Source organism: Wohlfahrtiimonas chitiniclastica DSM 18708, assembly GCF_000375345.1.
Taxonomy (GTDB): domain Bacteria; phylum Pseudomonadota; class Gammaproteobacteria; order Cardiobacteriales; family Wohlfahrtiimonadaceae; genus Wohlfahrtiimonas; species Wohlfahrtiimonas chitiniclastica.
Window position 1 is genome coordinate 569,180 of the sequence record NZ_AQXD01000001.1, and the last position, 14,222, is coordinate 583,401.

Genomic DNA, 14,222 nt, shown 5'->3' on the forward strand with positions numbered 1-14,222 from the left:
AGGGGTGAAAAAATGTCAAATTTGCTAGATATCAGCTACAATGAATGACTGTGATGTTGATTAAAAAATAATGGAGCGTACGTATGAAAAAGAGTGTGATCACAGCGGCAATGTTGCCTTTAATATTAACCGGTTGCTTATCTGTTTCCCCTAAAAAAACAGAGGCGCCAAAGCCTGTTGAGCCTGTAGAAACAGCCTCACAAATCGCCCAAACGAGCCTTGATTATCCTGGCACGTATCGCACGCGTTTAAAATGCGAAGGGTGTGATTATACCAATGCACAATTGCAAGTGAATCAGTATGGGCAATATCGTTATATTGAGCAAAGCATGAAAAATGGTGCGCCATTAGGTCAACCCATTGTGTTTCAAGGCCGTTATACGTGGGATAAAAATGCCCCCATCATTCGCCTCTTAAATGCACGCAACATGCATTTCTTTGTGGCAGAAAATCAGATGGTGCTGTTAGATCATCCTGTGGCAAGCTTTGCTGAGATCACCTCAGAGCCTAAATTCCAAAAAGTGGTGCGTTAATATTTTTCTTGAGTCGTCATGCATAATCAAATCAAACAAATAAAAATGGCGCTCAACGCCATCATTTTAGGTAAAGAAGCGCAGGTCACATTAAGTTTGGCCTGCCTTTTTGCAAAAGGCCATCTGTTGTTAGAAGATTTACCGGGTATGGGTAAAACAACGTTGGCACACAGTTTGGCCAAAGTGCTCGGTTTATCGTATCAGCGCTTACAATTCACCTCTGACTTATTGCCAGGGGATATCATTGGCGGCGAGATCTTTGATCAAGCACAACAAGCCTTTCGCCTGCACCATGGCCCAATTTTTACAGAATTGCTGCTCGCCGATGAGATCAATCGCACCACGCCAAAAAGCCAAAGTGCATTGTTAGAGGCAATGGAAGAGCGCCAAGTGTCGATTGGGCGCAAAAGTTATCGCCTGCCAGAACACTTCTTTGTGATCGCCACTCAAAATCCGAACACAGCGGGCAGTGGCACCTATCCATTGCCAGATTCTCAGATGGATCGCTTTTTAATGACGCTGTCGCTTGGCTATCCGACTCAGGAAGCAGAGCGCCGCATATTAAAAGGTGAAACCCATCGCGGTAAAGTGGCGGCATTGCCAACGCTGTTGACGCGAGAATCCCTCAGTCTCATTCAGCAACAAGTGATGGCCGTGACGGCATCGGATGCATTGTTAGATTATATTTTGCGTTTGGTGTTTGCCACTCGTACTGAGGCGCGCTTTGCCGTTGGTATTTCGCCCCGCGGTAGTGTGGCATTATTAAAAGCAGCGAAGGCATATGCTTTGGTCAGTGGGCGGGATTATGTGGTGCCAGAAGATGTGAAAGCGGTATTGCCGAGTGTCTTTGAGCACCGTTTGCGTCACAGCGGACACAACAGCCATGATGCGGTGCAATGGTTGTTGAATCATATTCCAACACTTGTGTAATCATGCAGACCATCAATCGCCGCACTCTTTATATTTTACCCACACGCTTTGGGCTCATTTATGTGTTGCTCTGTGGCGTGTTGTTGGTGATGGCCATTAATTTTGACAATGCCTTGGTGTATCTGCTCTGTTTTTGGCTCTTTTCACTCTTTTTGGCCACCATGGTGCTCACTTGGCGCAATTTAGATCAATTAAAGCTCACGGTGGGGCGTGCAGAGCCTGTGTTTGATGGGCAAACGGCGATGTTTCCGGTGGGTGTTGAGGCACCTGATCGTTTGCATCCGGCCATTATGGTGAGCATTGCCGCCTCTGAGGTGCGCATTGATTGCCCAAAAGAACAGAGGGTCACCGCGCCAATATTGCTTGAGGATTGTGTGCGAGGGCGCGTTGATTTGCCGCCTGTCACCCTGTCGACGACTTATCCGCTCGGGCTGTTTCGTGCATGGACGCGTATTGATCTGCCTTCGCACACCTTATGTTATCCCAAACCCATGACGATTCCACTGCCAACACACCATACCATGGTAGAGGGGCAAGGGGCATCAGAGTCAGCGGCGCACATCATCCGTGGTGTGGATCATTTTGAGGGATTAAAAAGATATGCCATTGGGGATGCGCTTTCGCGGATTGATTGGCGCGCCTATGCTAAAGGTCAAGGGGTTTGGGTGAAGGAATTTTCTGGCCAAACCACTACCGAAGTGTGGCTCAGTGATGCGGATTTTACCGGGTCAATCGAACAGAAATTATCTTACTTATGCCATTTTGTATTGCTTTGGACGGAAAAAGGACAACGATTTGGGCTACGATTGGGCGCTTTAACCATTGAGCCCAATACAGGTGATGCTCATCAAGCACGCTGTTTAGAGGCGTTGGCATTGTATCAACGATAGAGGCATGAATAATATGGATCTTCCACGCAGCTCAGTCATTTGGTTCGGTGCGGCGTTTGTCTTAACCCTTTTGCCACAATTGTGGCTCTTTTTGCCCATGTGGGTGGCGCTGATGTTTGTGGGCTGCTTTGTGTGGCGCCTGCGCATTTATCGCATGAAAATGGGCTTTCCCTCAAGCATTGTCAAAGTCGCGATGATCCTAGCCGTTGTGGGCATTTTGTATGCCACGCAAGGCAATTTTCTCAATACAACGGGGTGCAGCATTTTGTTGATGGCGATTTATGCCCTTAAATTTGTGGAATCTAAAACTGTGCGTGATGGTTATATTCTCAGCGCTGTGGGATTGATCGGGATTTCAACATTATATTTATTTGATCGTAGCATTGGCATGTTCATGTATTCTGTGCTGATTTTCGCGCTGATTGTGTCAGGAATGCTCAGTTTGCAGCAAGTGGGTTATGGGCGCGTCAATCACAAAGCCCAAGTGTTCACCGCCTTACAACTGATGGCGCTCTCTTTGCCTTTAATGATTGTACTTTTTTTGGTGTTCCCGCGCTTTCCCTCTCTATTGCCAGGGCGTGGGCAGATGACAGAAGTGGCCAAAACCGGTGTGTCAAACAGTATGACGCCTGGAAGCATCGCAAAGCTTGCCAGCAGTGATCAACACATGTTTTGGGCAGAATTTGAAGGGGCAGTGCCTAAGGTCAATGAGCTTTATTGGCGCAGCTTAACGCTGGATCATTTTGATGGGAAAACCTGGCGCGCAACCCATGCTGCTGATGCGTTACCGCAAGCAGGTTACCGCTTGCCAAAATCCTCAAAAGGCCAACATTATAGCGTGGTGATGTCGCCGACGCAGCAGCGCTATTTGGCAACCCTTGATCTCACGTTGATGGATGAAGGGCAAAATACTATTGTGCCTTTGCCTGATTTCAGTTATCAGTATGCTCATCCGGTAGAGCAGAAAATTCAATACGGCGGCACTTATTACAAAGAGGCTCAATTGCAAAATGGGCAAAATGTGGCTGAGATTACCGCATCTGGTTACACACAGATCACGAATGATAATCCCTACACTGCCGCTTTGGCCGATCGCTTATGGTTAGAGAGTCAAAATCCAACCCAATATGTGCAAAAGATTTTGCAGCATTTTCGTCAGGATTATGTATATACGTTAGAGCCAGGGCGATTGACGAGTGAAAACACCCTCGATGAGTTTATGTTTGACACCAAAAGCGGTTTTTGTGAACATTATGCAGGGGCAACGGCTTGGATGCTGCGCCGTGCAGGCATTTCGAGCCGTGTTGTCATTGGTTATCTTGGCGGCGACATTAAAGCTGCCGAACGCCGCGTTGCCGTCAGAGGGCAAGAAGCCCATGCATGGGTGGAATATTGGGATCAAAATCATTGGGTGCGACTTGATCCTACGATGGCAGTGGCACCGAATCGATTAGACCATGGCATTGAAGCGTTATTGATGGCATTGACGGGTGAAACAACCGTGGGTCAGGGTGAACAAAGCTGGTTGGCCGCTCTTAAAGCATGGCGAGAGGATTTAGATTATCGCTGGACGAAGTTTGTTTTAGGGTATCAAAACCAAACGCAACAATCGCTCTTCTCCATGCTGTTTAATGTCAAAGAGCTGACCACAGCATTGTTATTGAAAGTGACAATTGCTTTCATCCTACTGATTGTATTTGCATTAGTGCTGTGGGTGATGAAACCTTGGCGTGCCTTTAAACGCACGGTGAGTGATGAGTATCAGCGATTATTGGCGCTGAGCAATGCACGCTTTAGGCTTGATTTGCCGCAAGGCACTTCAATCGATGAATTCAAGCAGGCATTGATGCCGTATCTTTCAGAGGATGAGCAAAAAAGTTTAGAAAAGATGCAACAAATGTTGGTGAACTATTTTTATGCGCCGCATAAAGGTGTACAATCAACCACTTTGGTGAAGAAAGCGATTTTAGCCATGCAGAAAATTGTGAAGGGTAACAATGGCACACGACGAAATGGATGACTTACGCGCCCGCGTAGATGAATTAGAGCAGCGCGAGGCGTTTCACGAACTCACGATTGAGACATTGAATCAATGTCTGATTGATCAACAACGCCAAATCGAAGATTTGCACAATCAGTTGATCACATTATCTTCTAAATTAGCAGAGAAGACAGAAGACTCACAGATTTCGCTTTTAGATGAGCGTCCCCCACATTATTAATGGGGCATCGCCGGTTCTAGCCGTTTGCGACTGTGAATAAAAAGTATATAATGAACAACTCGTTTTAAAATTTTTTAAAGACTGTGAATGGATGTTTAGAGTTTTTAAAAAGTGTTGTTAGGTGTGTTTTAAATTTAAGAGGTAATTTATGGAAGTTTCTAGACGACAGTTTTTTAAACTGTCCGCTGGAGCTGTCGGAGGAACTGGTTTGGCGTTAATGGGTATGGCGCCAAGCATAGCTCACGCGGAAGTTCGCCAGTATAAATTATTGCGCGCAAAAGAAGTGCGTAATACATGTACATACTGTTCGGTAGGGTGCGGATTGTTAATGTATAGTTTAGGTGATGGCGCTTATAATGCGAAAGCAAGCCTCATCCATGTGGAAGGGGATCCGGATCATCCAGTGAGCCGCGGGGCGTTATGTCCTAAGGGAGCGGGCTTACTAGATTACGTGAAGAGTCCAAACCGCTTGAAGTATCCTGAAGTTCGTCGTCCAAATTCTGATAAGTGGGAGCGCATCAGTTGGGATCAGGCGTACAAAGAGATCGCCGCCCACATTAAAGAAGATCGCGATGCCAACATGGTGGTGCACAACGCAGAAGGCGTGCGTGTCAACCGTTGGACAACGGCGGGCTTTTTAGCAGCGTCAGGTGCGAGTAATGAAGCCGGTCATTTGACAGGTAAGTTTGTTCGTTCACTTGGGATGGTGGCCATAGATAATCAGGCTCGGGTCTGACATGGACCCACGGTAGCAAGTCTTGCTCCATCATTTGGCCGCGGCGCCATGACCAACCACTGGGTTGATATCAAAAATGCCGACGTTGTAATTGTAATGGGTGGGAATGCTGCGGAAGCGCATCCTGTTGGTTTTCGTTGGGTCGTAGAAGCAAAACAAAGACGTGGCGCAACATTTGTTGTGGTTGATCCTCGTTTTAACCGCTCTGCATCCGTTGCTGATTTTTATGCACCGATTCGTTCAGGGACAGACATTGCGTTCCTTGGCGGTGTGATCAATTGGCTCATCGCAAATGGCAAAATAAACTGGGATTATGTAAAAAATTACACCAATGCGACGTTTATTGTCCATGATGACTTTGATTTCAATGAGGGATTATTCTCGGGTTGGGATAAAGAGAAAAACGCGTACACAGATAAATCCTCTTGGAACTACAAGATGGATGAAAATGGCGATGCCGTTGTCGATCCGACAATGGAGGATCCGCGCTGTGTGTTTAATATGATGAAAAAACATTATGCATCATATACACCTGAGTTGGTGAGCACCATCACAGGGACGCCGGTTGAAGAATTTTTAAAAGTTTGTGAAATTTTAGGCACCTGTTCTGCCCACAATAAAGTGGCGACATTCTTGTACGCACTTGGTTGGACGCAGCATACGATTGGTTCGCAAAACATTCGTACCATGGCGATGATTCAATTGTTATTGGGTAACATCGGTATGCCAGGGGGCGGTGTGAACGCACTGCGTGGTCACTCGAACATTCAAGGTTTGACGGATTTAGGTTTGTTGTCAACGAACTTGCCGGGCTATATGCCATTGCCAAGTGAAAAACAGACAACGATTGACACCTATTTGTCACAAGTGACGCCAAAAGCAACACGACCTGATCAGTTCAACTATTGGGGCAACACGCCGAAGTTCTTCGTCAGTATGATGAAAACATTCTGGGGTGATAAAGCCACCAAAGAGAACGGTTGGGGCTTTGATTGGTTGCCTAAATGGGATCAAATGTACGATGTATTGCGCGTATTTGAGTTGATGAAACAAGGGAAAATGAATGGCTATTTCTGCCAAGGCTTTAACCCTGTGGCATCGTTCCCAAATAAGAACAAAACCATCGCAGCACTCTCTAAATTGAAATATTTAGTGGTGATGGATCCATTGGTGACAGAAACCTCCACTTTCTGGAAAAACTATGGCGAGTCAAACGATGTGGATTCCAGTAAAATTGGCACCACGGTGTATCGTTTACCCACCACATGTTTTGCGGAAGAAGATGGCGCTGTTGTGAACTCCGGTCGCTGGTTACAATGGCACTGGAAAGCAGCAGATGCACCGGGAGAAGCATTGCCAGATGCGAATATTTTGTCAGGCATTTTATATGAAGTGCGCCGACTCTATAAAGAGCATGGTGGTGTGAACCCTGAACCATTGATGAATATTTCTTGGAAATATGACATCCCAACTGCGCCTCATCCTGATGAATTGGCCAAAGAGCTCAATGGTTATGCATTGGCAGACATCAAAGATGCCGATGGCAATGTGATTTTGAAAAAAGGTCAATTGATCTCAAGCTTTGCGCAATTGCGTGATGATGGGACAACCGCATCAGGCTGCTGGATTTACGCAGGCTCATGGACGGAAGCGGGCAACCAAATGGCCAACCGTGACAACAGCGATCCATCGGGCTTAGGTAATACTTTAGGTTGGGCGTGGGCATGGCCTGCAAACCGCCGCATTATCTATAACCGTGCATCGGCTGACCGTGATGGTAAGGCGTGGGATAAAGAGCGCGCGCTCATTTTCTGGAATGGTAAAAAATGGACCGGTTACGATGTCCCTGACTTCAAAGCAGATGAGCCGCCAGGCAGTGCGATGAATCCATACATCATGAATCCTGAAGGTGTGAGCCGTTTATATGCGATCGATAAGATGGCAGAAGGACCGTTCCCAGCCCATTATGAACCCATGGAATCTCCAATTGGCGTGAACTTGATGTATCCAAAAGTGCTCAATAACCCTGCGGTGCGCATCTTTGAAGATGACCGTAAGGAATTAGGGACAATGGAAGATTACCCATACGTGGGCACAACTTACCGTTTGACCGAGCATTTCCACTATTGGACAAAACATGCATTATTGAATGCGATTGCGCAGCCTGAACAATTCATTGAGATGGGTGAAGCATTAGCAGCCGAGAAAGGCATTGCCAATGGTGATTGGGTGAAAGTATGGTCTAAGCGTGGCTTCATTAAAGCGGTTGCGGTTGTGACTAAACGCATTAAGCCATTAGATGTGAATGGTAAACGCATTCATCACATCGGCATTCCGATTCACTGGGGTTATGAAGGTTTGACCAAACAAGGCTTTATTGCCAATACGTTGACGCCTTCAGTGGGTGATGCGAATACGCAAACACCTGAATTTAAAACATTCCTAGTGAATATTGAGAAAGCAGAGGGAGGTCGATAATGTCTTTGCAGTCATTAGATATTAAGCGTTTATCCGCGACGTCCACCACGCCACCTCAAGCGCGTACACATGTGACAGAGGTGACAAAAGTCATCGATGTCTCATCTTGTATTGGTTGTAAAGCGTGTCAGGTTGCTTGTTCTGAATGGAACGATATTCGTGATAAAGTCGGTACGTGTGATGGTACGTACAACAACCCACATGATTTATCCGCAGAAAGCTGGACAGTGATGCGTTTTGCTGAAGCTGAACCTGATGAAGCCGGTAAATTAGAGTGGCTCATCCGTAAAGATGGTTGTATGCACTGTGAAGATCCAGGCTGTTTAAAAGCCTGTCCTTCACCGGGCGCGATTGTGCAGTATGAAAATGGGATCGTTGATTTCCATGAAGAAAACTGTATCGGTTGTGGCTACTGTATTACGGGTTGTCCATTTAACATTCCGCGCATCAGTAAGAAAGACAACAAAGCGTATAAATGTACGTTGTGTTCTGACCGTGTTGCGGTTGGGCAAGAGCCTGCATGTGTGAAAACATGCCCAACGGGTGCCATTCGCTTTGGTGAGCGTGATGCCATGCTTCACTTTGCAGAAGATCGCGTGACTGAATTAAAAGGTCGCGGCTTTGAAGATGCAGGCGTGTATAACCCGAAAGGTGTGGGCGGTACGCACGTTGTATACGTATTGCAGCATGCAGATAAACCACAGTTGTACTCAAACTTGCCAAAAGATCCTAAGATCAGCGGTTGGACTGAGTTGTGGAAAGGCTTTTTAAAACCTTTATCAACCTTTGGTATTGCCGCTTCCATTTTGTTCGGATTCTTCCATTTCATTACGATTGGCCCGAATGATGCAGACAGTAAAGATAAGGATCGTGATGTGTTAGATCCTAAAAAACTGGCGAAAGAAGCGAAAGATATCGAGAAGGAGGACAACGCATGAAACCAGGAAATCGTTTAATTCAACGTTATTCTGCTTCTGAGCGAATCAACCATTGGATCGTGGCGTTTAGCTTTATTGTGTTGGCCATTTCAGGTTTAGCGCTCTTTTATCCATCATTCTCATGGTTTGGCCAAGTGTTTGGTACCTTGCAAACGGCGCGCATTGTGCATCCGTTTGTGGGCATCATCATGTTCTTGGGCTTTATGATTCAGTTCGTGCGTTATGCGCCACATAACATTCCTAATATGGAAGATGTGCGCTGGGCATTGTCTGTGAAAAAAGTGATCATGGGCGAAGAAGTGGGCGATGTGGGTAAATACAACGCCGGTCAAAAAGGGATGTTCTGGGCAATGACGGGCTGCTTATTTGTGATGCTAGTGACTGGCATCATGATGTGGCAAAGTCCATTTTTCTTTGCCGATCATTTCTCCATTGAGCTTCGTCGCATTGCCATCTTATTGCATGCTTGGGCAGCTTTAATTCTGATTGCGTGTATCATTGTGCATGTTTATGCAGCGATCTGGATTCGTGGCACCATCCGTGCGATGACAGAAGGCGTGGTTTCTGAAAAATGGGCCCACAGTCATCATCCTGCTTGGTATCGTGAAATCATGAAAAATGAGAAAGTTGTTGAAGATTCTGAGAAAAAAGAGTCTAAATAACAATGAATCATAATGTTTAAAAATAGGCGCAAGAAATTGCGCTTATTCTTTTTATAGGGAAAGAAATGAGTCAGTTTACACCGGAAAATAATGTATTAGTGGGCACGATTCCAGACATCAAACCCATTTTATTGCCTGAGGGCAATCCCTTCACATCACGCGTGATGCAGTTTGAGAAGATGGAGATCAGCGCGCCTGAATCTTTGCACAGCACCATCAACTTTTGGATTCATCTCACAGAAGCAGCAAAACATGCATATGCAGATTTAGAGATGGCGCCGCCTACTTTAAATGATGCGGCGCCTTTTTTGAAAGATGCAGAGTTATTGCCATATTTTCCCAATGTTTTTAAACACATTGTGGCTGCTTTAAATGCGAAAAAGCTTGCAGATGAAGTGAAATCTGTTTTAACAGCAATGGCAAATTTATCAGATGAAACATTAATTTCATATGCCAAAACTTTGCTTGGTCAAGGCAGCGATGAGATTGCCAAAGAGTATTTACCGTTTTTATCCATTGCTTTAAAAGCGGTATATGTGAAAAGTGTAACCTTAGCCACCTTGCCAAAGTTAGAAGTGGAGCAAAGTTTTCATGATTGCCCGATGTGTGGCGATGCCCCAATTGCCAGTGTGTTAGACCCAATGGACAATGGCTTACGTTATTTGGTGTGCAACACCTGTGAAACGAAATGGCATAAAGTGCGTTCAACGTGTCACAGCTGCCCAAATACAGGGAAGATTGAGTTATTGTCTTTAGAAGGGCAAGAGTCGCCCATGAAGGCTGAAAGCTGCCCTGAGTGTCATGCTTACATTAAACATTTAGATCGCACAAAAAATCCAATGCTTGATGTGTATGTGGAAGATCTCGCAACGCTCGCGCTAGACTTTACCTTAGCTGAAGAGAATCAGCAGCGTTTGTCCATGAATTTGTATTTGCGCTGAATCAGTTTTCTTTGAATTAACCACCGAAAGGTGGTTTTTTTATGACATGAGTCTCCATTTTTTGAATATCCTGCCGTTATTAATAACATTAATGATATTATATTTGATATAAAGTTTGATTTAATTAATATTAATATCCTTAATAATATAGGAGATAATCATGAACAAAATTTATCGACTCATATGGAATGAATCATTAAATGCATGGTCAGTGGCCTGTGAATTGGCCAAAGGGAAGAAAAAGTCAGCCACAGTGAGCGGTATTTTGTTGTTGAGCATGGCGATGGCTGTGGCCAATTCTCCAGCACAAGATGGCATTGATGGGAAAGCAGGTGCCGATGCACCGCCGACACAAGTATTGACTCAATCGACCTCCAATGATGAAAAGATTGTGGCAGCCACAGGTAAAAATGGCACATCAGGTACCGCAGGGCAACAGGGTAAAACAGCCACCAATCAACCCACAGATAGCGTGGCACAAGTCGGAGGTAATGGCGGTGCTGGTGGCACAGGTGGGCAAGGCGGCGCTGTTTTTGTGGGGAATAATGGTTTCACTTTAAACAATCGATCAGACATTAAAGGCGGTACCGGTGGCAATGCCGTGGAAGGCAAGGATTTGATCATCAATAATGCTGCTGGAGCATTGATCGAAGGTGGTCAGGGTGGCATTGGTGGTGAGGCCGGTGATAGTGGTCAAGGTGGTGCCGGTGGATCTAATGTAAACATTAGTCAAGGTGCCATTGGTGCCGTTGGTGGTACAGGGGGCAATGGCGGTCAAGGTGGTGCCGGCATTATGGGTGATCAATTGACCATTCATAACTTAGGTCAAATTAAGGGTGGTACAGGTGGCACAAGTGGTCAAGGTGGCACAGGTGGTCAAGGTGGCTTTGATGGCTCTGGCATCACTGAATCTAAAAGTGCGGATGGCGGCGCGGGAGGCAATGCAGGTACTGGTGGTCAGGGTGGCTCTGCCATTAAGGGAGACCATATTACGATTAATAATGAAAATTTAATGATCGCAGGTGATGGTGGTCGTGGTGCTGATACTCAAAGTTATGGTGGTTTAGACGGTGCAGGTGGTGCAGGTGGTGATAACCTACAAGGTGACAGTAGTGCATTTCTTGGTGGGAACGGTGGACAAGGCGGAAAGGGTGGCACTGGTGGTCAAGGTGGCATCGCCATTGAAGTTAAGCATGGCACCATAACCAATAGTGGTGTGATCCGTGCGGGTAATGGTGGCGATGGCACTCAGGGGTATTTAGGCGGTCAGGGCGGCAATGCTTGGACGTTCAATGCTCCGGGGGGTGTAGGTGGTCAAGGCGGTGATGGTGGCAATGGTGGTGATGGTGGGATTGCCATTAAAGGCGCGGATTTAACCATTCTCAATACAGGATCCATTTATGGTGGTAATGGTGGGAAAGGTGGTGCAGGCGGTTCAGGCAATGTGGGTGGTGAGGGCAGTAGTTATGGTGCCTACGGAAAAAAAGGTACCAATGGGGCTTCGGGCAATGCGGGCATTGCCATTGAAGGTGCTGATTTACGAATCACCAATCATGGATTAATTCAAACCGGTAGCGGCAATGATCCGACAGCCATTCATTTTACAAAGGGCATCAATCAATTGACACTGGAGGATGGCTCAAAAATCGTTGGGGACATCGTGCTTAAAGCCACAGATCAAACCAATCAATTGACACTCGATGCACAAGCGAAAACAGCGGTGGACGGTGCTTTGAAGGCAGGCAACAACAGTCAATTGATGGTCAGTGGTGGGCAAGCGACAGGCTTTAATGAGATTACTTTAGATCAAGGTGTCAAGGTTCACTTTACAGATGTTGGTTCATTGACTGCCAATGCTGTCAGCATGCAAGATGCAACTTTTTCCCTTGATTTGAAAGATTGGGATCAAACCGCGGTGACCCTTATGAAAAGTGATCAGACCATTCATGGGGCTGCTGCTGAAGGTGAGTTGATGATCTCAGGTCAAAAGGCGAATCATTACACACAAATCAGTCAAAATGATCATATTGTTCAATATTCATTGAGTTGGTATGGTTTAGGCGATCGGGCGCATGGAACTTTTGACATTGCAAAGGATGATGCATTGGCCATTAAAGTTCCGCTGAATGATCATGACTCGCTCAATCCATCATGGGATGGTCAAAGCCTAACGAAAACTGGGCAAGGCAATTTGGTCTTAATGGCACAAAATGGTTATACGGGAAAAACCACCATCAATGATGGGCAATTGTCTTTAGCGGCGCATGATGCGATTGCTTCTAGTCAACATATCTTGGTGGATGAAAAGGGTGTATTGAATTTAGCCGGTAATGATCAAACCTTGCTGGCATTGGACAATCGTGGAACGATTTTACTGAATGATGATTCAGCACAAAAAGCATTAGCCCAGAAAGTGACAGTCACAGGTGACATTGAGCACAGTGGTCATCTGATCATTGGTAATATGCAATCTGTAGTGGGTCAAACTTATACACAACAAGGCAACTGGCATGGCAATAATGGTCTAGTGACATTAGGTGTCAAAGTGGGTGGGGATGATAGCCCGAAAGATCAGTTGATCATCACTGGTAACGCCACAGGTACAACGCGCGTGGCAGTGCTCAATCGTGGCGGACAAGGTGCACAAACGGTTGAAGGCATTGAGATCATTCAAACAGGGCATTCAGATGCCAATGCGTTTGTACAAGAGGGGCGAATAGTCGCGGGTAGTTATGAATACTATTTAAAACCGGGCGCTGCAGGGCAAAATAGTAATCATTGGTACTTAACGTCTAAACAAGACGGTGGCACGATTGATCCAACACCAGATCCAACACCAGATCCAACACCAGATCCAACGCCAGATCCAACACCAGACCCCACCCCTGTGCCAAAACCAACTTATCGACCGGAAGGGGGCAGCTATGCTGCAAACTTAGCAGCAGCGGGTAGCTTGTTTAACACGCGTCTAAGTGATCGCGTTGGTGAAACATGGTATACCGATCCCATCACTGGCACAATGCAACAAACCACGTTATGGAGTCGTGTGTCAGGGGCACACATGAAGGGAAGAATGTCAGATGAACAATCTCAGCTCTCATCAGATCGCTACGTGGTGCAGTTAGGCGGCGATTTGTTCAGTGGCTCATGGCAAGGGGTGGATGCGGTGCATTTTGGTTTAATGGCTGGTTATGCACACGCAAGTAATACCAATAAAAATCATTTGTCTCATCGTCGTGCAAAAGGTGATGTCGATGGTTACAGTGCAGGTTTATATGGCACATGGTATCAAAATGCAGCATCATCTCACGGCTGGTATGTGGATGGATGGTTGTTATACAACTGGTTCAATAATACGGTCAAAGGTGACTTATTGGATAAAGAAAAATATCACAGCAAGGGTTTAACAGCATCGTTAGAATCAGGTTATGTTTGGCAGGCAGCGAATTGGCAAAGTGCGGCAGGTGCCTCTAATGCGTTGTATGTCATTCCACAAGCACAAGTGATTTGGTCGGGTGTGAAAAGTGATCGCCATGTGGAAAGCAATGGTACTGTGGTGGAAGGCATGGGGCATGATCATGTTTTAACGCGTTTAGGCGTGCGAGTCTCTTTAAAGCATGAGATGGGCAATGATCCTCAAGGCATGCGACTTGAACCCTTTGTAGAAGCGAATTGGTTGCATCAATCAAAAGCAGTGGGTGTGCGCATGGATCAAGTGGATACGTACTTAGAAGGGATGAAAAATCGCGTGGAATTTAAAGCGGGATTAGAGGCACACATCAACTCGCAATTTGGCGTTTGGGGCAATGTGTCTCATACAACGGGTACAAAACATCATCGTGAAACTAAAGTGATGGTTGGGTTCAATTATCGTTTTTAAGTGCATCAACAA

At 45.9% G+C, this 14,222-nt stretch carries 10 protein-coding genes; all 10 read left to right on the forward strand.

What is annotated here, in order from left to right; genetic code table 11:
• Window positions 1-83 precede the first annotated feature (83 nt).
• The 10 genes from B143_RS0102660 (at window position 84) to B143_RS10080 (ending at window position 14,210) form a co-directional block, all read left to right on the forward strand.
• Window positions 84-533, forward strand: coding sequence for a copper resistance protein NlpE N-terminal domain-containing protein (locus B143_RS0102660; RefSeq protein ID WP_008314728.1), 450 nt, complete (start codon window positions 84-86; stop codon window positions 531-533).
• Window positions 534-551: 18 nt separating this feature from the next.
• Window positions 552-1,463 carry an AAA family ATPase gene (locus B143_RS0102665; RefSeq protein ID WP_018122093.1) on the forward strand — a complete coding sequence of 304 codons (912 nt, stop codon included), beginning with the start codon at window positions 552-554 and terminating at the stop codon, window positions 1,461-1,463.
• 2 nt (window positions 1,464-1,465) lie between these two features.
• Window positions 1,466-2,353, forward strand: a complete 888-nt coding sequence (locus tag B143_RS0102670) for a DUF58 domain-containing protein (RefSeq protein ID WP_018122094.1) — start codon at window positions 1,466-1,468, stop codon at window positions 2,351-2,353.
• Between the two features lie 4 nt (window positions 2,354-2,357).
• Window positions 2,358-4,373, forward strand: a complete 2,016-nt coding sequence (locus B143_RS0102675; RefSeq protein WP_248647494.1) for a transglutaminase TgpA family protein — start codon at window positions 2,358-2,360, stop codon at window positions 4,371-4,373.
• A complete protein-coding gene (locus tag B143_RS0102680; RefSeq protein WP_246534757.1) occupies window positions 4,351-4,575 on the forward strand; it encodes a SlyX family protein in 225 nt (74 codons plus the stop codon). Before B143_RS0102675 ends, B143_RS0102680 begins: the two co-directional genes overlap by 23 nt.
• A 148-nt stretch (window positions 4,576-4,723) precedes the next feature.
• Window positions 4,724-7,789, forward strand: coding sequence for a formate dehydrogenase-N subunit alpha (fdnG, locus tag B143_RS0102690; protein WP_155964846.1), 3,066 nt, complete (start codon window positions 4,724-4,726; stop codon window positions 7,787-7,789).
• A complete protein-coding gene (gene fdxH, locus B143_RS0102695; protein ID WP_008314713.1) occupies window positions 7,789-8,727 on the forward strand; it encodes a formate dehydrogenase subunit beta in 939 nt (312 codons plus the stop codon). The genes fdnG and fdxH overlap by 1 nt, the downstream gene beginning before the upstream one ends.
• A complete protein-coding gene (locus B143_RS0102700) occupies window positions 8,724-9,389 on the forward strand; it encodes a formate dehydrogenase subunit gamma (protein ID WP_008314712.1) in 666 nt (221 codons plus the stop codon). The genes fdxH and B143_RS0102700 overlap by 4 nt, the downstream gene beginning before the upstream one ends.
• Before the next feature lie 65 nt (window positions 9,390-9,454).
• Window positions 9,455-10,330, forward strand: coding sequence for a formate dehydrogenase accessory protein FdhE (locus B143_RS0102705; RefSeq protein WP_018122097.1), 876 nt, complete (start codon window positions 9,455-9,457; stop codon window positions 10,328-10,330).
• A 160-nt stretch (window positions 10,331-10,490) separates the two neighbouring features.
• Window positions 10,491-14,210 (forward strand): autotransporter outer membrane beta-barrel domain-containing protein, encoded by a 3,720-nt coding sequence (locus B143_RS10080; RefSeq protein WP_018122098.1) that lies wholly within the window; start codon window positions 10,491-10,493, stop codon window positions 14,208-14,210.
• The last annotated feature ends 12 nt before the right edge of the window (window positions 14,211-14,222 follow it).

Excerpts from the sequence above, each read along its gene's own strand:
- B143_RS0102660 (WP_008314728.1), top strand. The coding sequence starts at position 84 with ATGAAAAAGAGTGTGATCACAGCGGCAATGTTGCCTTTAATATTAACC.
- B143_RS0102665 (WP_018122093.1), top strand. The coding sequence starts at position 552 with ATGCATAATCAAATCAAACAAATAAAAATGGCGCTCAACGCCATCATT.
- B143_RS0102670 (WP_018122094.1), top strand. The coding sequence starts at position 1,466 with ATGCAGACCATCAATCGCCGCACTCTTTATATTTTACCCACACGCTTT.
- B143_RS0102675 (WP_248647494.1), top strand. The coding sequence starts at position 2,358 with ATGAATAATATGGATCTTCCACGCAGCTCAGTCATTTGGTTCGGTGCG.
- B143_RS0102680 (WP_246534757.1), top strand. The coding sequence starts at position 4,351 with ATGGCACACGACGAAATGGATGACTTACGCGCCCGCGTAGATGAATTA.
- fdxH (WP_008314713.1), top strand. The coding sequence starts at position 7,789 with ATGTCTTTGCAGTCATTAGATATTAAGCGTTTATCCGCGACGTCCACC.
- B143_RS0102700 (WP_008314712.1), top strand. The coding sequence starts at position 8,724 with ATGAAACCAGGAAATCGTTTAATTCAACGTTATTCTGCTTCTGAGCGA.
- B143_RS0102705 (WP_018122097.1), top strand. The coding sequence starts at position 9,455 with ATGAGTCAGTTTACACCGGAAAATAATGTATTAGTGGGCACGATTCCA.
- B143_RS10080 (WP_018122098.1), top strand. The coding sequence starts at position 10,491 with ATGAACAAAATTTATCGACTCATATGGAATGAATCATTAAATGCATGG.